Consider the following 21119-nt stretch of genomic DNA (forward strand, 5'->3'; position numbering starts at 1 on the left):
ACAACCTATTGCTGACTGAAATGTTCAAAAATGACCGCAACGAATCAAGCTAAGTCTAAAAGAAGACCTCAGTCCGGATGTTTTCGGGCAAAATGCCATAGCTTTCCAGAATATTTGTCACTTCCTCAATCATATCTGAATTCCCGCACAGGTAACAAATCAGGTCTTGATCCACCTGATGTTCCTTCAGGTAATAACTCACCCGGCCAAAATAGTCGCCTTTGTCTTCGCGCGAGGAGCAAAGCAAATAGCGATCTGCATTGAAAGCAGACTTTCCGTAGGCTTCGTCGGAAAAGTGAACGCCGTGGAGTACCTGGTAATCCAAACTGGAATAACTCTGAACAAACGAATGAAATGGGCTGATGCCAGTTCCTGTGGCGATAAACAGCAGGGGATGTCCGTTCAACGCCTTTTCATCCAAAATAAAAAAGCCACGCGGCCCTTCAACGACCAATTCACTTCCAACGATTAAGTGTTTCAGGTAACGAGAAAATTCTCCCTCTTTAATCTCTCGCACTAAAAACGAAAGCCGATTTTCCTTGTCCGCACTGTAGATGGAATACTCGCGCCCTTCGCCGGTTTCCGGGTTTCGAAGAATGGCATATTGTCCGGGTTTGAAACTAAAATCTTGACGATCCAGGTGAATCAGAAAGGTTTCAGGAGTCAGTTGTTCCAACTCCAGAACATGATGTAATTGTGTTTCCATAAACTAACATTTCAGGCATTCACATGCCTTTCTGCGTGATAGGAAGAACGTACCAACGGGCTGCTCTCCACATATCGAAAGCCTCGTTTATAAGCTTCTCTTCTGTAAATTTCAAATTGCTCGGGGGTGATGTATTCCACCACCTTCATCAGGTTGGGGGCCGGCTGAAGGTATTGCCCCAGAGTCAGCACCTTGCATCCGGCGGCTTTCAAGTCGTCCATGGCTTCCAGTACTTCGTCGGGCCCTTCGCCCAAGCCAAGCATGATGCCCGATTTGGCGACTATGCCGGCTTCGGCGATATACGAAATTACTTTTAAACTACGATCGTAACGCGCGGTGCTTCTGATTTTCGGCGTCAGGCGCTTTACCGTCTCCAGATTATGCGAGATCACTTCGGGTTTAGCATCAATCACTTGTTGCACCAGCTCCTTTTTCGCATGAAAATCCGGAATCAATGTTTCAATGGTCGTCCCGGGGCTTGCCTCCTTGATGGCCAAAATGGTTGTTGCCCAAAATTTAGCGCCACCATCCGGCAAATCGTCACGATCAACCGAGGTAATCACGCAGTGTTTCAAACCCAGCGTCTTGATGGTTTCGGCCAGCCGTTGCGGCTCTTCCCAGTCCACCGGATCGGGAATCAAGTTTTTCACGTAACAGAAACGACAATTCCGGGTACATTTGTCACCCAGAATCATAAAACTGGCGGTTCCGGCGTTCCAGCATTCGCCTTTATTGGGGCAATTACCGCTGGTACATATCGTGTTTAATTTGTGCTCGGCTATTAATCGCTTCACTTTTGAGTAGTTCTCACCACTAGGCAGTGGCGACTTCATCCAGCGGGGTAAACGCTCCCTTTTCTCCTTAATATCTGCCATCTCAAAATAAGTTTTGACCTATAAACGTGAAACCCGCTGCCTTGTTCAAAAAAGATTGACCATTGGGTTTGAAAAGAATGTCACCCAGAATTGATAAAATACCAATCAATACTGAGCATCATCAACAAGACGTGAAACAATACCAATGACACGCGAAGAAATATAAACGAGGCGTGAAGCAATCCAATAGGACGTGACAAAATACCACTTGGATTACAGTCTTCGTTAATTTTCATTCAAAACAACTATCAGTCATTCAATCCAAACCAGTACACACCTGACCTAAATATGCAGAAAACTGAAGTCAAAAAGTCTCACTTTTTCTTTCCGAACGGAGCAAACCGGTATTGAAAACTGAACTGGATATCGGGGGCATTGTTCACTAAAAACAAATCTTCGCCGCAATAAATATTAAACTCGTTGCCGTTCTTATGAAAGCCAAGGATGAAATAGGTCTTCAGTGAAAAATGGTAAAGAGAAGCCGGGGTAATTTTCGACAGGTAAAACTCCTGGGAAATTGGTTCGCCTTCCCAAACATCCCCTTCTTCCAATACCTCCACGCCAATTTCATAATATCCGGTTTGATCCCACGAAAATGAATTGCCCTTCATTAAAGGATCCTGGTAATTGAGCAGCAAGCCAATCACCACCGTGTTCTTCTTTTGCGACATCAGGTTTAGGGCCAGCAAACTTCGGCCGTGTTTGCGGTACTGCCAGTCAATTGCCCGAATACCATCGCCGATTTTAAATGACGTTTGGTCAGTGATCCCTCCGTCGAAGGCCCACGTCAAACTGCTTTTAGGACCAAGCCTGAGATCGTTGCGAATGCCTACGGAAAGTCCCGGGATGATGTAGGGATGAAGCTCATTCAGCGGAATGGACAAATGAGCTCCGACCTGCGTATCGAAATGCCACTTTTGGGTTTTGCGCGTAAAAACCTGCCGATAGTAGTGCCCATCAATGATGGTGGTAAACACATCGCCTTTATCTTTACGAAACGAGTTTCCGGTTTCATCATCAAACTGAATGGAGGCCCGGTTGAACGGAAACAAACGTCGTCCGTAATTATCTTCGATGGCAAAGTTAGAGTGAAACGCCTCAATAAAGCTATCGCTAACCAAAAATGTGAGTGGCGACTGGCCCCCCGATAACTGATGCACATTGAAATTCACAATCAGACTGTGTTTGCTGGTCCAGGTGTTGAGATACGAAAACTTGAGGTGGTGCAATACCCCATCCGACTGAAATAACTTGTCTTTCGTCTCAATTTCCATCGCGTCAAAATACTCTGGCCGCCAAGACATGTAGATATCCTTCAGCTCATTTTGCTGTTTGCCGGTCAGGTTTTGCGGATACAGAAAACGAGCCTGCGGATGCCAGACATTGGCCATGGTGTAGCCTACCGAAAGCTGATGTTTCTTAGGGCTTGCCGAAGGAAAATAAAACGGCAGATCGAAGGCAAAGATACCAATGGGGCTTTCAGGGTTAATTTCAGGATAGTAGATGGGAACCTGCAGAACTTCGTCAAAATCATTCTCTGACTGGCAAAAGGCGGGAGCAAAACCATAGCCGACCAACAACAAAAAGATAATTAATCGCTCCCTCATTTTTCTCAGTTTCAAGTTTAGCCAGCTAATTTAGAATTTTACAGAGAAAGTGACAACTGGCAAAAAATCTTTTCAGAATATTTAACGATTGACACAGAACCTATACTTGAATGAAGAATTGCGCGTTATGGCTGAAACAGGCGAGGACCATTTCAGAAAAAAACGGACCTAACCTTCGGGTAAAATTCCTTTTTTTTAATGAACTTTGGGACCAATGAAATCAGAAAAAATCCACCAAAATGACTTCATCGTGCACAGTTGGGAAGAGCTGTGCGAAGAAGTGTACCGCGACTCCTGGAAGGCACACCTGACGCGATACCGATCTGATTATGCCTTTCGAGGACTTTCGGATGCCAGCTATGAACTGAAAAACAGCTTTCTGCGGAACTGTGGACAGCGTCCCGAACTGGAATATCACCTGCTGCGTAATTTTCGAAAGTATAGCATCTCGAAAGATGCCCAACTGACCGCTTCGTTCTGGCGTTCGCTGGTGATGGCGCAACACCACGGCCTCCCCACCCGCTTGCTGGACTGGACCTATTCGCCCTTTATTGCCATGCACTTTGCCACGGCCAACACCGAAAAATTTGATTTGGACGGCGTGATCTGGAAAGTGGATTTTGTGAAGGTAAACCGACTGGTATCCGAACCGCTAAACCACTTGCTGCGCGAAGAAAGGTGCAACGCTTTCACCATCGAAATGCTGGAAGAAAGCATCATGTCCTTATCCGACTTCGATAAAAAATTAAACAAGGAGCAAGTCATCTTTTTTGAACCGCCCTCCATCGATCAGCGCATTGTCAACCAATATGCCTTTTTTTCGGTGATGACCCAACCCACAAGCATTATGGACGAGTGGCTGGTCGACCATCCCGAACTCTACCGGCGGATTATCATTCCAAAGGAATTGAAATGGGAAGTGCGCGATAAACTAGACCAGGCCAACATTACCGAAAGGGTGCTATTTCCCGGACTTGACGGTCTGGCCACCTGGCTAAAGCGGCACTACAAACCAGCCAAGGGCGACCTGACTGGCGAATAAAAAAGCTACAAATATTTTTTCAAGCTGTTGCTGAAGGCACTGTTTTCGTTCGAAACGGCTTTTCGAAAGTGTGGTTTGAGCTCATCAGGTCCGTTTTCGACCAGGTAGGAAAAGGAGGTAAAATTCAATAAATCCAAATCGTTGTAGTCATTGCCAATTCCAAATGTCATGTGGTGATGAATATTTTTCTGTTCACACAAAAATTTCACGGCGTTGCCTTTCGATACATCCTTGTGAAAAACCTCCATCCAAATGTAGTCGGTATCCAAGGGCGAACTGGTGCGCACCACTTTAATATCGTCGAACTGGCTTTCAAGGTCTTGTTTCACCTGCAAGAAAGTTTCCGGCTGATTTGGGAAAATCACTAAAAACTGGCAAGCATCATCCACGAGCTTTTTTGTAACCGGCAATAATTCAGATACCGAATTGTGAAAGTCGAAATATCGCTCGAATTCTTCGCACGAGTTCTTCCCCCGAAAATACCAACATCTGAAATTATCGGGTACAGCACGAAATAAGTGGAAATTCATATCCTTTTCAGTAAAAAAATGAATGATGCCATTCGTGGTTTCCCGGTTCAAGTTCTGACGATACACCAACTCACGTTTCTTCCAATCGTAAATACCCGCACCCGACGAAAATGCGACGTAGTCGAATGGTAAATGATCCGGCAATACCTCCAGTACTTTCTTGAAGTTCCGGCCGGTTGCCACCACCCGAATCACCTTGCGCTCTCCGAGAAGCTCCAGCATTTTTAAATCTTCTTCGCTAATTGACTTATCATTTTTTAAAAACGTGCCATCCAAGTCGGTGGCCACCAAGCGAATATCTTTCATATTTTTCAATCCAATAACTGATAACTACTAATTTGCACCGGGGCATTAAGCGATGGCAGTACTTTTTCGAGTAAAATGCCCTCGTTGGCCTGATGATTGTGTCCGAAGGTCGCACGAACACCCAGCGAAATAAATTGTACGGCCCGGTCAAGCGCAATGGGCAAACTGTCGCCCTGCAGCAGCGACCCAACCATCACGCTGGCAAAAGCATCGCCGGTTCCCGGATAATGTGCCGGAATGTAATCGCAACCCACTCGCCAAAAGCGATGATCTGTTTTATTAAACGCCACAACCGACGTATTGTTATTTTTTAATTGATCGGGCACACTCGTAACAATCACTTTTTCGGGCCCCATTTCGGCCAAACGCATGGCCCATTCTTTCAACTCCTTCAGCTCAATATCTGCATTGTGCTTCTCTCCGAGCAAGTAAGCGGCTTCGGTGAGGTTGGGCGTAATTAAGTCAGCCAAGGTGACCAATTCTTTCATTTTAGCCACCATTTTTGGCGTGTAAGCCGAATAAAGCTTGCCATTATCTCCCAGCACCGGATCTACCACCACTAACGGATTATTGGCTGAAAAATCATGTATAAAACGAGCCACCGTGTCCACTTGCTCAGCAGCCCCCAAATAGCCCGAATAAATGGCGTCAAAACTCAGGTCCAACTTTTTCCAATGGTCAATCATCGGCTGAAGCTGTGGGCTTAAATCAACCGAATAAAAATCATCGAACGCACTGTGCGACGATAAAACAGCTGTTGGCAATGGACAAACCTGAATGCCCATAGACGAAAGTATGGGAATGACAACGGTTAGCGACGCCCGGCCAAAACCACTTAAATCATGAATGGCGGCAACTCTGGGAACTGGATTTCTCATACAAATCTCCTATTTTTATAAATGGACCTCAAATTTAAACAATTATATGAGGACTTCAATTGGAGAATTACTGCGCCTTAAAATCCGGAACATTCATTTATGGCAAGTGACCGAATGGTTGAAGTTGGATCTTAGAGTCCATTTATCGTTCTTTTATCAACTTGATTCACTTATTTCAACCACTAAAATTCCTTGTTCAGCGAAAATTGTTTCATCCATCCAATCAGAATTATACATTTATCGTGTAATTTATATCTTTGTATGCTTTCAAAAAAAATGACATAGAATGAAAATAGCACTTATTGGTTACGGAAGAATGGGGCAAGCCATTGAAGCCATTGCGAAAGAGCGCGGGCACGAGATTGTTTTAACCATTGACGTGGAGAACCAACACGACCTGACAAAAGAAAATCTGAGAAAAGTTGATGTAGCGATTGAATTCACAATTCCGGCTTCAGCACTTGACAATTATAAAACCTGCTTTGCCAGCGGAGTTCCCGTTGTTAGTGGAACGACCGGCTGGCTCGATCGCAAAGCGGAAGTATTGGACGAAATGAAAAAGCACCAGGGAACCTTCTTTTATGCTTCCAACTTCAGTCTCGGCGTTAACCTGTTTTTTGCCTTAAACAAGAAGCTGGCCGAACTCATGAAAGTCCGTCCGGAGTACAACATCAGCATGGAAGAAGTTCATCACACAAAAAAACTGGATGCCCCCAGCGGAACGGCTATTACCTTGGCCGAAGATCTGTTTGAAATACATCCCGGCAAAAAAAGTTGGACACTGGACACCCCAAAAAGCGACGACGAAATGCATATTGAAGCCATTCGAGAAGGCGATGTTCCGGGAATCCACCGCATCAAATACGAATCAGACATTGATTACATTGAAATTGAACACAGCGCAAAAAGCCGTCAGGGATTTGCCCTGGGAGCAGTTTTGGCTGCTGAATTTAGTGCCGACAAAAAAGGTCTTATTAGCATGAATGATCTATTAAATTTATAATATACTCCAAATCAATGAGAGAAATATTGACGAACAAATGGTTCAAGTTCATCGTAGTTGCCTTGATTTACAGTCTGTGGGTAATTTGGATGGAAAGCTACTGGTGGTTTATCGGACTGGCAGTTATTTTCGACATGTATGTCACCAAAAAAGTACATTGGGCCTTCTGGAAGAAAAAGAACCCGCCCGATGGCAAGCAAACTAAAGTAGTTGAATGGGTGGATGCCATCATTTTTGCAGTAATCGCTGCCACCTTCATCCGGATGTTTTTTATTGAGGCTTACACCATTCCAACCTCCTCAATGGAAAAGTCGATGTTAGTGGGTGATTTTCTGTTCGTAAGCAAAACAGCGTATGGCCCCAAACTGCCCAACACCCCACTGTCATTTCCGTTTGTTCACCACACCATGCCCCTTTCCACAACGCGGAAGTCATATGTTGAGTGGATTCAAAACCCATACAAGCGTATGGCCGGATTTGGCGATGTTGAACTCAACGATGTGGTGGTTTTCAACTTCCCGCATGGCGATACAGTGGCGATGAACATGCCGACCCAGGACTACTATCAATTGATCCGATCATACGGTCGCGACCGGATTTGGAGCGACCAACGAACTTTTGGCGAAATCATTAGCCGACCTGTTGACAAACGCGAAAACTACATCAAACGATGTGTGGGGACACCGGGAGATGTGCTGGAACTGAAAGATGGACAACTGTATGTGAATGGAGAGCAACAGAAAGAGTTTCCGGGAGTCCAGTACGATTACATTATCACCACCAACGGAACCCCGATCAACAAGCGCACCTTGGAGAAAATCGGTATTTCACGGGCTGACCAACAGGTATTTTCGGGCTCGCAATACCTGTATCCGCTGACCGATGAATATGTGAAAGAATTGGAGAAACTGAATAATGTTACCTCAATCAAGCGAGTAAATATGCCTGCCGGAAATTGGGATCAGAACATTTTTCCACACGATTCGAATTTCCAGTGGAACGTGGACAATTTTGGACCGCTGACTGTTCCCCAAAAGGGTAAGACGGTGACCCTGAATATGGAGACCCTTCCACTTTACAAACGCATTATCGATCTGTATGAGAATCACGAACTGGAAGTGAAAGACAGTACCATTTATGTTGATGGCATCGCTACGGACAACTACACCTTCAACATGGACTACTACTGGATGATGGGTGACAACCGTCACAATTCGGCGGACTCGCGTTACTGGGGCTTCGTGCCCGAAGATCACGTTGTTGGAAAAGCAGTCTTTATCTGGCTGTCGCTCGATAAAGAAAAAGGTCTGCCAAACAACATCCGCTGGAACAGGTTATTTAACGTGGTTCATTAGCCAAGCCCGAAACATTCTGAAAAAAAGGATTCTGAAGATTTGCTTCGGTATCCTTTTTTTTATTAATTTCCCTAAAAACAAATCATATGTCAGCAGGAATAATTGTCTTATTGATTCTGGCCTTACTACTGGTCATTTTTACGTTGCAAAACACCGTGCTTATTACACTGAACGTATTCTTCTGGAAAATCACCGATGTCCCGCTCGTTCTAACCCTAATTGTTTGTATTATTTTGGGGGCCGTTTTGGCGCTATCATTTGCTTATCCAAAGTTATGGAAACTAAAGGGCCAGCTTAAGGAAAGACAAAGGAAAATTAAAGAGTTGGAATTATCTCGAGCACATGCTCCTGAAAAAACACACATCGAAGGGATTGAAATGACCGATGAGAACGATGACGACAGCAGCTTTTTTAAGGAATAAATCAAGATGATTGATCAGGATATTCTGCTGAGTACGGCCTATTTTCCGCCGGTTCAGTACCTCTCGAAATTTCTCGCTCACCAAACCATCTGGATGGAGAGTGCTGAAAACTTCGTGAAGCAAACTTACCGAAACCGGAGTATTATTTTAGCTGCAAATGGCCCGGAACAGATCATTGTTCCGGTTGAAAAGGGACGCAGCCAAAAACAACAAATCAAAGACATCAGAATTTCGTACGACACCAACTGGCAGCATATCCACTGGCAAGCCATTATTTCCGCCTATCAAAGTTCGCCGTTTTTTGAAGTGCTGCAAGATGATTTTCGTCCGTTTTTTGCGAAACAGCATGCCTTTTTGCTCGATTTCAATCAGCAAATACTCGAAACTGTTTTGGCCATTCTGGAGCTAAATCCGACGATCAAACAAACTGTCAATTTTGAAGAAGTGCCTGTCGACTGCCTGAACTATCGCGAAGCGATTCATCCGAAACCCCAAAAAGCGCTACCCGACCCTTTCTTCAAACCAAAAACCTATACACAGGTATTTGACGACAAATTTGGTTTTGCCCCGAATTTGAGCTGCCTGGATCTGCTTTTCAACTGTGGGTCCGAAAGTTATGCCATTTTGCTGGCAAGCATCAGCGTGAGAGACTCAGTAAGCGCAAGAAGTCAAGAATAATGTCGGCGTGGTCGAATGCCAGCTCCGGCAAATGTTCCATTCTGAACCAAGCCGCTTCAGCAGCATCGTCGCCACCTTTCACGTTCGCCTCTTTCTCAACAAAACCATAAAAAATAACCGACAGCGTCCGTCCACGCGGATCACGATCTACGGCATCGTAAACCCGAAACTGCTCCAGCTTTTCCACCGTCAGACCGGTTTCTTCCTTCAGTTCCCGTTTGCAGGCGATTTCCAGCACCTCGTCCATTTCGATAAAGCCACCAGGCAAAGCCCATCGGTCTTTAAAGGGGTCTTTTGCCCGCCGGATCAACAAAATTTCAGCAGTTTCCTTCTTCAGAATAATGGCATCGGTGGTGACTGCAGGCCGCGGATATGCGTAGGTATAGGTTTTTGTCATTTGTCTCTTGATTGCTTGTCATTAATACAATAAATACTGAATAGCCTATAAACCGGGCTCTTCGCAATGCTAGTCGATAATTCGTTTCATCACGCGCATCTTGTGTGAATAACGTTTGGTCTCGATATTGAAAATTCCAAACTGGTCTACATTGTCAATGCGCACTTTTCCTGAAGCATGAATAATCTTGTTCTTCTCCCAAATAATACCAACATGGATGATATTTCCTTCTTCGTCATCGAAAAAGGCCAAATCGCCGGGCTGCGCTTCCTCCACAAACGAAAAAGCCGTGCCCACATGTACTTGTTGGCTGGCATCGCGCGGAATTTTTATTCCGGCCTGCTTGTAAATTACCTGGATTAAGCCGGAACAATCAACACCAAACGGTGACCGTCCGCCCCACAAATATGGCACATTGAAATACATCAAAGCCTGTTGAATGATCAATTTTCGTGCATCGGCCGGCCGGTGATACATATAATTTCCAGTCATCTGATACACATCGCGATTGATTGAAAATTCCTTTTTATACGGACGCCAGCAAGGCAGTGTGCTGCCGGCAACAATCATCATGTTTTGTTCGCCATTTAGTGGAATCAAGTTAAAAATATCCGTACAAACAGCAAAAGGAGAACTCTCCGTCTTCAGATAAGTGCGATCGGACAATTCCGTGATCATTTTCTGGTCTACCCATCCTTCATAGCCATCGTAAGCCGAAGTAATCCGGCACCATCCCATAAATTGTTCGTGTACTTCAAAATGTTCACCAAACAAAATCTGGCTGGTCATTTCACTTCTTTCTGAGGGGTCTTTGCGAAGCGGTATGATGCTTAATCCGGAAATTCCGTAATTCATCTGTTCTTTCTATTACTTTTCAATTTCAAACGGCAACCTGCTAATCCGAAGCCTGTTCGACTTCATCAAGTTCAGAAATCTGATTGCATGGCGTGTTTCACGAAAGAAATTGTTATTTTTAATTCTTCAAATATAAAACTTCAAGACTAGTTTTGTACCGTATTGGAAAGTCTTTAAAAAGGTATTTATGAAAAAGTTATTAACGCGACTGGCCCGCTATTACCACTTCTTTTACATTGCATTCGCATTTTTGGCAACCGTTTTTCTGCTTTATCTGATTATTCCGGGAGAGAGCCGGTTTAAATATGAATTTCAGAAGAATTCGCCATGGCGGCACGAAACCTTGGTTGCTCCTTTTAATTTTGCCATTTTAAAAGCCGATGAGGATGTTAAACTGGACCAGGATTCTGTTCGAAGCAAGTACATCCCCTACCTTAAGATCGATACACTTCAACGCATGGTGCAAACCAACAACCTGGCTAAATCGCTTGAACAGTTTGACCTAGATACAGCAACCGTTAGGAATCTATCGCATTTTTTGGCTGAGCTATACGAAACAGGATTGATTGAGCAGGCGCCCGAAAATCACCCGGGCTTACAGAATAAAAACGAAGTGATTCTTATAAAAGACAAGCTGGCCAAGCATGTCCCGACTGATGAGCTCTTGACACTTAAAACCGCGTATCAAAAGCTGAGCGACACAATTAGAAGCAGTCTGGGTAATGATTTTGGCACCTTCTACGAAACTGTAAACCTAAGCGATTTTATTGTAGCTAATATTAGTTACGATGAAGAATTTAACATGGGCGAATTACAAAAGAGACTGGACGAAGTTTCTATTACCCAGGGGATGGTCCAAGCCGGCGAACGAATCATTTTTAAAGGTGATATTATAACCCCGGATAAATATGTCATTCTGGATTCGTTGAAAAGGAGTTATGAAACCAAACGAGGGCAAGACATTGAGCGTTATTTGCTGATCTTGGGCAAGCTCATACTGATTATTTCTTGCTTACTGATTCTGATTTTCTATCTGTACTATTTCAGGCCCGAAATTTTCAATCAAAAACGTCGATTAAGTTTCATCCTGATTATGATTGTGCTAATGGTTTTTACTTCACGGTTTGTAAACGACCGTGACTTTATGAATCTATACCTGGTACCAGTAGCCATCCTGCCGATCCTGCTGCGTATCTTCTTCGATTCGCGGACAGCAATTTTCACCCTGCTGGTAACAACACTCTTAATCGGTTATTTTGCACCAAACAATTTTGAATATATTTTTCTGAATCAAGTTGCCGGAATCATTGCAGTATTCAGCCTGGACAAACTTCACCGCCGTTCGCACCTGATTCTGACAGCATTCTGGGTTTTCCTCGCTTACTCCGTGGTTTTCCTTGCCCTTTCCATGATCCAGGAAGGAAACATCGAATCAATTCCCTGGAGAGAACTGGAATGGTTTGGTGGCAATGCCTTGCTCATCCTGCTCGCCTACCCTTTGATTTATATTTTTGAGAAGCTTTTCGGTTTTGTGTCTGATGTCACACTTATCGAGCTTTCTGACACAAACCAGCCACTGCTGCGCAAACTGGCTCAGGAAGCACCCGGCACTTTTCAACATTCGATGCAAATAGCCAACCTGGCCGAAGAAGTAATTTTGCGGATTGGCGGAAATCCATTTTTGGTGCGTGCGGGGGCTTTGTACCATGATATTGGCAAAACCAACCAACCAGCCTATTTCATCGAAAACCAGGCTGCTGGCATGAGTCCTCACAGCAAACTTGACAATAAGGAAAGTGCAAAAATCATCATCGACCATGTGACCCGTGGCGTAAAAATTGCCCGCCGCCACAAACTCCCTGAAGTACTGATTGAGTTTATCAGCAGTCACCACGGAACCTCGCAGGCCAAATACTTTTATACCACTTACAAAAACGAGCACCCCAACGAAGAAGTTGACCCCAAAGAGTTCACCTATCCCGGGCCACCACCCAAAAATAAGGAAACCAGCGTGGTCATGCTAACGGACGGTATTGAAGCGGCAGCCCGCGCCATGAAAGAAAAGTCGTTGGAGAACCTTCGGGTGCTGATTGAAAAGATTGTACAAGACAAAATTGATACCAGGCAACTTGACAATGCTGATTTGACGTTGCGGGAGATCCGGATCTTTAAGGAAACAATTCTCGAGAAACTAATGAATATTTATCACATCCGTATCGAATACCCGGAAGACAGAAGCCAGAATAAGAAGTAGCCGAAAATACAAATTTGAACAAGCGAAAATAAAAATAGGTCCGCCATCTTAAACGAACCAAGCAATGATTACTTTTTTTGCTGCACTATCCGTTTTACTGCTTGGGTATTTTATTTACTCCAGGATTATTGAACGGATTGCAGGGACTGATCCCAACCGGGAAACACCAGCCTACTCGATGACTGACGGCGTAGATTATATGCCGTTACCCTGGTGGCGCATCTTTCTGATCCAATTTTTGAACATCGCCGGATTGGGGCCCATCTTTGGTGCGGTTGCCGGAGCCATGTGGGGACCGGTTGCCTTTATCTGGATTGTTTTGGGCTCCGTATTTGCAGGCGCTGTACATGATTATTTCTCCGGAATGCTTTCCATTAAACACAGGGGATTGAGCATAACCGAAATTGTGGGCATTTATATGGGTGTGGGTACCAAACAATTTATGCGGGCCTTTACCGTGCTGCTAATGGTCATCGTGGGAGCCGTCTTTATTATGGGCCCGGCGAAAATTCTCTCGGGGCTGACTCCAAATTTCGCTTCCACAACCTTTTGGGTATGGGTCGTCTTCGCCTATTACCTGTTGGCAACCATGCTCCCTATCGACAAAGTAATTGGGCGAATCTATCCCGTTTTTGGCTTTGCCCTGGTCTTTATGGCTGTTGGACTGATCGTTGCCCTTTTTGTAAAAGGTTATCACATTCCTGAGCTGAGTTTGGCCAACATGCAAAACTTCCATGTAAACACAGCCGACTTTCCCATATTCCCGATGTTGTTTATCACCATTGCCTGCGGAGCGATCTCCGGCTTTCATGCGACCCAATCGCCTTTAATGGCACGGTGTCTGACCAACGAAAAATACGGGCGTAGAGTGTTTTACGGGGCCATGATCACAGAAGGAGTGGTTGCCCTGATTTGGGCGGCTATCAGCATGAGCTTTTTCGGAGGAATCCGCGAACTCAACGAAATGATGACAGCAAACAGTGGCAATGCGGCATTTATTGTGAATGAAATTTCGAACTCCTTGCTGGGAACCTTTGGTGGATTTTTGGCCTTACTTGGTGTCGTGGCGGCTCCAATCACCTCGGGGGATACTGCCTTCAGAAGCGCACGTTTGATCGTTGCCGATTTCATGAAATTCAAACAAGGGCCGATTAAAAACCGGCTGTTTATTAGCATTCCGCTGTTTTTAGCTGGCTTTTTGCTCACTCAGATCGACTTCAGCGTCATTTGGCGCTATTTTGCCTGGGCCAATCAAACCCTGGCGATGGTTGTTTTATGGACCATCACCGTTTACCTGGCGCAAGAACGAAAATTCTACTGGGTAACATTAATACCAGCAGCGTTTATGACCGCGGTAATTGTCACCTACCTGCTCTTTGCCCCGGAAGGATTTTCACTGTCAAAAGAAATCTCCTACACCATCGGAATAGCAACGGCTGTTCTGGCTCTAGTGGCCTTCTTTTTCTACCGGAAAAATTATTTTACAAGGAAATTGGTCAAGGTCATTATCCGAGATTAGTGCAGCTATTACAACCATTTCAACTTCAACATTTACAGTAGCTATTGCTTTTCAATAAGAATCACTAACTTAGCTATCAAAATGATAGCGACGATGAGAACACCGAACCCTATTCTAATCCTTTTCATAGCTGTTTTGTCCGCCTGCAACCAATCGCAGGACCTGTTTAACGGCCGTAATCTTAGCGGATGGCACATGGATGTGCCGGCCATAGACGAAAATCCAGAGGCTCCGGTACCTTTTCTTGTTCGCGATGGACTATTGGTCAGCCTGGGTGAACCAAGAGGCCACCTAATCAGCGATGCAGAATATTCCGATTACAAGCTGGACGTGGAATACCGGTTTGCCGGGGAACCCGGAAACTGTGGCGTTTTAATTCATGCTTCAACTCCACGGGCTTTGTACAACATGTTTCCACAATCGCTGGAAGTGCAAATGCAACATGGCGATGCAGGTGATTTTTGGTGTATTGTGGAAGACATCACCGTTCCGGATATGGAAAGCCGCCGTGGTCCAAAAGAAAATTGGGGTATTACCGAAGGCAAGGAACGCCGGATTAAAAACCTGACCGACGGTTCGGAAAAACCTCTGGGCGAATGGAACCAAATGACAATCGAGTGCAAAGCAGATAGTGTCCGCGTTTGGGTTAATGGCGACCTGGTCAATGCAGGGTACAACTGCACCGCACAAAAAGGAAAACTGGCCCTGCAAGCCGAAGGTGCTGAAGTTGAATTCCGCAAAGTCACTTTAACCAACCTATAAAAACTTGTTCTTACAAGATCAATTTATCGTCATGTAAAATTTAGATTAAGCTTGCATATACAAAAAGTGTGTTAATTGTACTTACAGAATCAAAATACCCGATAAGCCTTCAATTTAAACACCTATCCTTCAATGATCGCAGTATCATCAACTCGAAAAAAGCTAATAAAATAGAGACATTCATTTTTGGCACACTTGGGACTCGCCTTCGGACGTCGTTTGGGAAACCATTCATTTTTTATACTTTTGTCCTATAGAAACAACCTCCAACGCTTGCAACGTAGAATTATTGTATAAAAATCAAAAATCTTATTTATTTACCATTATGAAGAGTTCGCTTAAGACAACAATCAAGCTAAGTGCTTTATTTGTATGCCTGTTTACTTTTAGTTTATCAGGGCTTACGCAAGAAAAAGAAAACTACTTTAAAGTTGGCGGCGCCGTGCGTTTCAACATGTTTTCAAAAAGCTGGGTCGAAAATAAAACGCAGCCAGAATTCACCTGGGACACCTGGCGCCTAAATGTTGATGGCTCCGCAGGTGGAATTGACCTGAGTTTTGAATATCGCTTCTACCCCACATTCGGGACACACTTTATCCATCACGGCTATTTAGGCTACGAATTCAACGAAAACCTATATATGAAACTCGGTGTCAGCCAGGTGCCTTTTGGGATAACGAAGTATGCATCTCACTCCTGGTGGTTTCAGGGACAGTACTATTTTGGTCTGGAAGACGACTACGACATGGGAATCAAGTTTGACTACAACGGAATTGACAAACTCGACCTGAGTTTTGCATACTACCGCCAGGCCGAGCCCGAAGGCCCAACAGCAGGCGGGGCAGTTACCTATGGAGCCAGCGGACCAGGAAGATATTCGTATGATATTACTCCGGGCGTTGGTAAAATTGGCAGCTCAACAGTTGATGCGCACATTCGCGAGTTGAACCAGTTGAATGTACGGGCAGCCTACCACATCAGCGAGCAAGTTGAAGTAGGCCTGTCAGGCCAAGTAGGAGGTATCTACAACAGTGTGCTTGATGAAGCTGAAACAAGTACAGCTTTTGCAGCGCATCTACTGGCCGACTGGGGCAAAGGTTGGAATTTTAAGGGAACTTACATCAATTACAACTACAAAGCCAAAGCCGATGACGGGCAGTCGCTCGACATTATTCAAATGGGTGCCTATGGCTCACCATACGACGTAGCTGCCAAGGCAAATGCCTATGCGGTAGGGATCGCCAAAAGCTTCCCAGTCGACTTTGGGCCCATCAAAAGCTTACAGGCCTATGTGGATTATACATTTGTCGATAAAGTGAATGATGATTACGCTGATATGCATCACCTGATTCCTGGCATCTTAGTTTCAGCCGGGCCCGTTTATACCTACATCGACTATGCGATGGGTAAAAATCAACCATGGCTAAACGCAACATTTGGCGAAGGATTAGGAGTTGGAGACAGCGACGCGGATTGGATGAAGCGTTTTAACATCAACATTGGATACTATTTTTAGTAGCAACATGGAAAAAATAAAAATTGAAAATCTTTCGCTGGTTTTCGGAAAAGGAAAATCGAAAGCCCTTAAAATGCTTGATCAAGGCAAAAGTAAGGCTGAAATACTGGAAGCCACGGAATGCAATGTTGCAGTTAGAGACGCCAACCTGACCATCAACGAAGGGGAGATTTTTGTGATTATGGGCCTTTCTGGAAGTGGGAAATCAACTCTGCTCCGTTGTATCAACCGGCTCATAGAGCCTACCGCCGGAAAAGTCTACATCAATAATAAAGAAATCACCCGCATGTCCGAAAAGGAACTGCTAAATATTCGGCGCACCGAGTTAGCGATGGTTTTTCAGCATTTCGGATTGCTCCCTCATCGCACGGTACTTAGCAATGTCGCCTTCGGGCTTGAACTTCAGGGCATTGACCGGGCTGAACGCGACAAAAAAGCAGAGGAAACCATTGAATTGGTGGGACTAAAAGGCTATGAGAACCAAAAAGTCAGCGAGTTATCAGGTGGAATGCAACAACGTGTTGGTTTGGCGCGCGGCCTGGCCAACGCCCCGGAAGTATTGCTAATGGACGAAGCTTTCTCGGCCCTCGACCCCTTGATCCGATCGCAAATGCAGGATGAACTGCTGCTGCTTCAGGAGAAAATGCAAAAAACCATCCTCTTTATCACCCACGATTTGGAAGAAGCCATCAAGCTGGGCGACCGCATTGCCATCATGAAAGATGGCATCATTGTTCAAGTGGGTAATTCAGAGGATATTATTACCAATCCGGCCGATGATTACGTCAAGTCATTCGTCGAGAATGTTGACCGTAGCAAGATTGTCACCGCAGGCTCCATCATGTTTAAAAAGCCCAAGCTGGCCCGCTTGAAAAAAGACGGTCCGGCAGTGGTTTTGCGCACCATGCGCGATATTGGGGTAACCTCATTGCCAGTGGTAAGAACGAACCGCACCTTCCTGGGATTTGTGAAAATAGAAGATGTTGTGGACCTGAAAAAGAGGGAAATCAAAACCATTGAATCCATTATCCAGAATTCGGTGATGACGGTAAACCCCGATACGACCGTGGAAGATATGCTTCCACTGCTTAGCAAAACAAACTTACCAATTCCGGTGGTCAACGTGGACAATCACCTCCTGGGGGTGGTCACACCCACTTCGCTCATTGCGGAAACCACGGGTAAGGATACAGGAGAAATTAATGATATCATCCAAAAGGCAATTGAATTATGATTATCGGACAATATATCGAAAATGGTGTCAACTGGCTGACTGACAACTTCTCAGGCGTATTTGATGGCATTAATACCGGTATGAGCTCGTTGATCGAGGTCATAGAAAGTGTCTGGATTGGCCTGCCTTTTTACGTGACCATCGTCCTCTTTACGGGTGTGGCGTTGTGGAAAGCAGGGCGCAAAAATGCCATACTCACGCTCTTGGGCTTGGTGTTTATCTATTTTACCGGGTTCTGGGAAGAGACGATGCAAACCTTCTCGCTGGTTCTGGCTTCGGCCATCATCGCGCTGGCGATTGGTATTCCCGTAGGAATTTGGACTGCGAAAAACAAAACGGCCAATAGCATCATCCGGCCCATTCTCGACTTTATGCAAACCATGCCGGCTTTTGTCTATCTGATTCCGGCAGTGTTGTTCTTCGGTCTGGGGACAGTGCCCGGAGCTTTTGCTACCATTATTTTTGCGATGCCTCCCGTTGTCCGGCTTACTTCGCTGGGAATTCAGCAAGTGCCCGAAGACATTGTGGAAGCCACCAAAGCTTTCGGCGCAACTCCCCGGCAATTGCTCATTAAAGTGCAATTACCACTGGCCATGCCAACCATTTTAGCCGGAGTCAACCAAACCATTATGATGTCACTGTCCATGGTGGTTATTGCCAGTATGATTGGCGCCAAAGGACTGGGCGAAATAGTACTGCAGGGAATCAGTCAATTACGAATCGGTCTTGGGTTTGAGAGCGGACTCGCCGTTGTATTACTGGCGATCATCCTCGACCGAATTACACAAAATTTAGGAAATAAACAAAAAAAGTAATAAGATGAAACGAAACATTTTAGTAGGATTTAGCTTGATTTTAGCAGTTTTTTTAACCAGCTGCGGTGGCGGAAACAAGAAAGGCGCCACGAACGAAGAGAATAAAAAAGTGACCATTGCGATGGTTAACTGGATTGAATGCATTGCCAACACCCACCTGGCCAAAGTGGCACTGGAACAACGAGGTTATGAAGTTGAACTGGTTAACGCCGACGTAGCTCCGGTTTTTGCAGCTGTGGCCAAAGGAAATGCCGATGTATTCATGGAGGTGTGGGAGCCGATCACCCACCAGCCGTACATGGAAAAATTTGGCGATCAGGTTGAACGATTGGGCGTTGTTTACGAAGAAGGACGCTTGGGCCTGGTCGTTCCACAATACGTTGACATCAATTCCATTGATGAATTAAACAGCGCCAAAGGCCAGTTTGACGGCAAAATTATCGGAATCAACCCCGGAGCAGGTATCATGAGTGTCACAGGAAAGGTGATCGACGAATACAACCTGGATTACGAATTGGTGACTTCAAGCGAAGCCGGAATGTTGGCGTCTCTCAAAAGAGCCTACGATAAAGAAGACTGGGTAGTTGTCACTGGCTGGAAGCCTCACACCAAATTTGCACGCTACAACCTGAAAATCCTTGATGACCCCAAAGGAACCATGGGTGCTGCCGAAACGATTTCAGTCATTGCGACCAAAGGATGGGCCGAAGCCAATCCCGAACTGGCAACTTTTTTCAGTAATTTTAAAATGAACGACGACAATCTGGGTTCATTAATGCTGGCTATTGAAGAAAACGCAGGAAGTGAAGATGAAGCAGCCCTGAACTGGTACAACGAACACAAACCATTGGTCGACGCCTGGTTTAATGAATAAGCCATTGCAGGCCATCTAAATATAGAAGCCTCGCAATTGCGGGGCTTTTTTTTAGGCGCATTAACACCCACTCAATTCAGCTTCTTCTCAACCTGCCAATCCACCGACCACTGCCCGGCCCCTTTCAAGAGTAAAAAGAGGCTTCCCAGCAACATGGCATAATCGGTTCGCGCGGCATGCATCATCATCCAAAAACCATCGTTCAACAAAATATCAACTTTGGTTGTGGAAATAGCCACCAGCATAATGATGATCAAAGGAATACTGGCCAAACGCGTGTACAGGCCAATTAAAATCAGCAAACCACAGACGATTTCGAAACTGCCCACAAAAGAGCCCAAAAATTCCGGAGATGGCAGCCCAATCTTTTCGAAGCGGCCGGCTCCCCGGATGGCTGGAAACAGAAACTTCTGAATGCCTTCTGATAAGAAAACAACACCGACCATGAGGCGGATCATAAAAACAGATTTTGAATTCGATGTTTGAATAATTCTTTTGAGCATTCTTTTCCAATTTATATAAATTGGAACATCACGGATCACGACTTGGTTCAGTGATTCTAACCTGGTCCCCGCTCTTACTTCTATCCATTAATCCAATCGATACCTTTTTTCAACTGGTTCAGCGTTTCTTCTTCCCGCGAGCCTTTTTCAGGCTGAAAATCGTACGTCCACGACGCCATCGGCGGCATACTCAAAAAGATGGATTCTGTTCGCCCATTCGACTCAAGACCAAATTTGGTCCCTCTGTCATAAAGCAGATTAAACTCTACATAGCGGCCTCTTCGCAGGTATTGCCATTGCTTTTCTTGCTCCGAAAAACTCCGCCTGCGACTCCGGTTCATCAGCTCAATATACATCTTGGGATAAGCTTCGGCCAGTGCTTGGGTGAACCCAAAAAACTTTTTAAAATTTGCTTCAGCTGCTCCATCCTGATGATCGAAAAAGATTCCGCCCACACCACGAGTTTCCTCCCGGTGTGGCAAGTAAAAATAGTCATCGGCCCAGACTTTGTATTCCCGATAAAAGGACAAATCAAACCGGTCGCAAACCGCTTTCAGTTGCTGATGAAACCAACGAGCTTCCTCCCGATCGACAAAATGTGGCGTTAAATCGATGCCGCCACCGAACCACGCTTTGCCGGAGCTAAGCTGGAAATAGCGGACATTCATGTGGGTAATGGGCACATGGGGGTTGTTGGGGTGAATGATCGACGAAATACCGGTAGCAAAATAATCTTCACCATCATCAATGTGCAGGGCCTTCCGCATCCGATTGCTCACCTGACCTCCTACTGCAGAAAAGTTAACAGCCGCCTTTTCAATGGCGTCGCCTTCGGCTAAAACCATGGTAAATCCATGCCCTATTTCTTTTTCCCAATGATCTGTTTTAAAAACAGCGCTTCCGTCGGCTGTTTCCAAGGCATTGCAGATTTGCTGTTGAAGATTTCGGTAAGCTGATGCAACTTGATTATTTCTCATGAATTAAGGAT

At 45.1% G+C, this 21119-nt stretch carries 21 protein-coding genes; 12 read left to right on the plus strand and 9 right to left on the minus strand.

From position 1 onward, the window contains the following. Positions 1-55: 55 nt before the first annotated feature. From AAC033_RS02705 to AAC033_RS02715, 3 genes are all read right to left on the minus strand, one after another. Positions 56-706 (minus strand): FAD-binding oxidoreductase, encoded by a 651-nt coding sequence (locus AAC033_RS02705; protein ID WP_339735112.1) that lies wholly within the window; start codon positions 704-706, stop codon positions 56-58. An 11-nt stretch (positions 707-717) separates the two neighbouring features. Continuing rightward, a complete protein-coding gene (gene lipA, locus AAC033_RS02710; RefSeq protein WP_339735114.1) occupies positions 718-1581 on the minus strand; it encodes a lipoyl synthase in 864 nt (287 codons plus the stop codon). A gap of 314 nt (positions 1582-1895) precedes the next feature. After that, positions 1896-3188 (minus strand): hypothetical protein, encoded by a 1293-nt coding sequence (locus AAC033_RS02715; RefSeq protein ID WP_339735116.1) that lies wholly within the window; start codon positions 3186-3188, stop codon positions 1896-1898. A gap of 214 nt (positions 3189-3402) precedes the next feature. Here AAC033_RS02715 and AAC033_RS02720 point away from each other — a divergent pair, with 214 nt between their 5' ends. Next, positions 3403-4230: an FRG domain-containing protein gene (locus tag AAC033_RS02720; RefSeq protein ID WP_339735118.1), complete on the plus strand. Its 828-nt coding sequence runs from the start codon at positions 3403-3405 to the stop codon at positions 4228-4230. Between the two features lie 5 nt (positions 4231-4235). Here the strand turns inward: AAC033_RS02720 and AAC033_RS02725 are convergent, their stop codons facing one another. Together AAC033_RS02725 and AAC033_RS02730 are read right to left on the minus strand one after the other, a co-directional pair. Next, on the minus strand, positions 4236-5066 hold the full coding sequence (locus AAC033_RS02725; RefSeq protein WP_339735120.1) for an HAD family hydrolase: 831 nt from the start codon (positions 5064-5066) through the stop codon (positions 4236-4238). Positions 5067-5071: 5 nt separating this feature from the next. Further along, positions 5072-5944: a pyridoxamine kinase gene (locus AAC033_RS02730; protein ID WP_339735122.1), complete on the minus strand. Its 873-nt coding sequence runs from the start codon at positions 5942-5944 to the stop codon at positions 5072-5074. A gap of 286 nt (positions 5945-6230) precedes the next feature. Here AAC033_RS02730 and dapB point away from each other — a divergent pair, with 286 nt between their 5' ends. From dapB to AAC033_RS02750, 4 genes are all read left to right on the plus strand, one after another. Next, positions 6231-6947, plus strand: coding sequence for a 4-hydroxy-tetrahydrodipicolinate reductase (gene dapB / locus AAC033_RS02735; RefSeq protein WP_339735125.1), 717 nt, complete (start codon positions 6231-6233; stop codon positions 6945-6947). A 14-nt stretch (positions 6948-6961) separates the two neighbouring features. Next, a complete protein-coding gene (gene lepB / locus AAC033_RS02740; RefSeq protein ID WP_339735127.1) occupies positions 6962-8302 on the plus strand; it encodes a signal peptidase I in 1341 nt (446 codons plus the stop codon). An 86-nt stretch (positions 8303-8388) separates the two neighbouring features. Beyond that, positions 8389-8724, plus strand: coding sequence for a LapA family protein (locus tag AAC033_RS02745; protein ID WP_339735129.1), 336 nt, complete (start codon positions 8389-8391; stop codon positions 8722-8724). A 6-nt stretch (positions 8725-8730) separates the two neighbouring features. Further along, positions 8731-9402, plus strand: a complete 672-nt coding sequence (locus tag AAC033_RS02750; RefSeq protein WP_339735131.1) for a WbqC family protein — start codon at positions 8731-8733, stop codon at positions 9400-9402. On the opposite strand, the gene AAC033_RS02755 is transcribed toward AAC033_RS02750, so the two are convergent. Both AAC033_RS02755 and AAC033_RS02760 read right to left on the minus strand, forming a co-directional pair. After that, on the minus strand, positions 9362-9799 hold the full coding sequence (locus tag AAC033_RS02755; protein ID WP_339735133.1) for an NUDIX hydrolase: 438 nt from the start codon (positions 9797-9799) through the stop codon (positions 9362-9364). The genes AAC033_RS02750 and AAC033_RS02755 overlap by 41 nt on opposite strands. 69 nt (positions 9800-9868) lie before the next feature. Next, entirely contained in the window at positions 9869-10654 is a 786-nt protein-coding gene (locus AAC033_RS02760; RefSeq protein WP_339735135.1) for a C40 family peptidase, read from the minus strand. Between the two features lie 187 nt (positions 10655-10841). Between AAC033_RS02760 and AAC033_RS02765 the strand changes: the two genes are divergently transcribed. From AAC033_RS02765 to AAC033_RS02795, 7 genes are all read left to right on the plus strand, one after another. After that, positions 10842-12908 carry an HDIG domain-containing metalloprotein gene (locus AAC033_RS02765; RefSeq protein ID WP_339735137.1) on the plus strand — a complete coding sequence of 689 codons (2067 nt, stop codon included), beginning with the start codon at positions 10842-10844 and terminating at the stop codon, positions 12906-12908. 64 nt (positions 12909-12972) lie between these two features. Next, entirely contained in the window at positions 12973-14427 is a 1455-nt protein-coding gene (locus tag AAC033_RS02770) for a carbon starvation protein A (RefSeq protein WP_339735139.1), read from the plus strand. 93 nt (positions 14428-14520) lie between these two features. After that, complete coding sequence (locus tag AAC033_RS02775) at positions 14521-15189, plus strand: DUF1080 domain-containing protein (protein WP_339735142.1); 669 nt, start codon at positions 14521-14523, stop codon at positions 15187-15189. A gap of 325 nt (positions 15190-15514) precedes the next feature. Continuing rightward, on the plus strand, positions 15515-16705 hold the full coding sequence (locus AAC033_RS02780) for a hypothetical protein (protein ID WP_339735144.1): 1191 nt from the start codon (positions 15515-15517) through the stop codon (positions 16703-16705). A gap of 7 nt (positions 16706-16712) precedes the next feature. Next, complete coding sequence (locus tag AAC033_RS02785; RefSeq protein WP_339735146.1) at positions 16713-17939, plus strand: glycine betaine/L-proline ABC transporter ATP-binding protein; 1227 nt, start codon at positions 16713-16715, stop codon at positions 17937-17939. Continuing rightward, complete coding sequence (locus tag AAC033_RS02790; protein WP_339735148.1) at positions 17936-18754, plus strand: proline/glycine betaine ABC transporter permease; 819 nt, start codon at positions 17936-17938, stop codon at positions 18752-18754. The genes AAC033_RS02785 and AAC033_RS02790 overlap by 4 nt, the downstream gene beginning before the upstream one ends. Positions 18755-18758: 4 nt before the next feature. Continuing rightward, positions 18759-19628 carry a glycine betaine ABC transporter substrate-binding protein gene (locus AAC033_RS02795; protein ID WP_339735150.1) on the plus strand — a complete coding sequence of 290 codons (870 nt, stop codon included), beginning with the start codon at positions 18759-18761 and terminating at the stop codon, positions 19626-19628. Positions 19629-19699: 71 nt separating this feature from the next. Here the strand turns inward: AAC033_RS02795 and AAC033_RS02800 are convergent, their stop codons facing one another. Together AAC033_RS02800 and hemF are read right to left on the minus strand one after the other, a co-directional pair. Then, complete coding sequence (locus AAC033_RS02800; protein ID WP_339735152.1) at positions 19700-20086, minus strand: DoxX family protein; 387 nt, start codon at positions 20084-20086, stop codon at positions 19700-19702. 125 nt (positions 20087-20211) lie between these two features. After that, complete coding sequence (hemF, locus tag AAC033_RS02805; protein ID WP_339735154.1) at positions 20212-21108, minus strand: oxygen-dependent coproporphyrinogen oxidase; 897 nt, start codon at positions 21106-21108, stop codon at positions 20212-20214. Positions 21109-21119: the final 11 nt, after the last annotated feature.

Origin of the sequence: uncultured Sunxiuqinia sp. (genome assembly GCF_963974515.1) — a bacterium.
Lineage (GTDB): Bacteria > Bacteroidota > Bacteroidia > Bacteroidales > Prolixibacteraceae > Sunxiuqinia.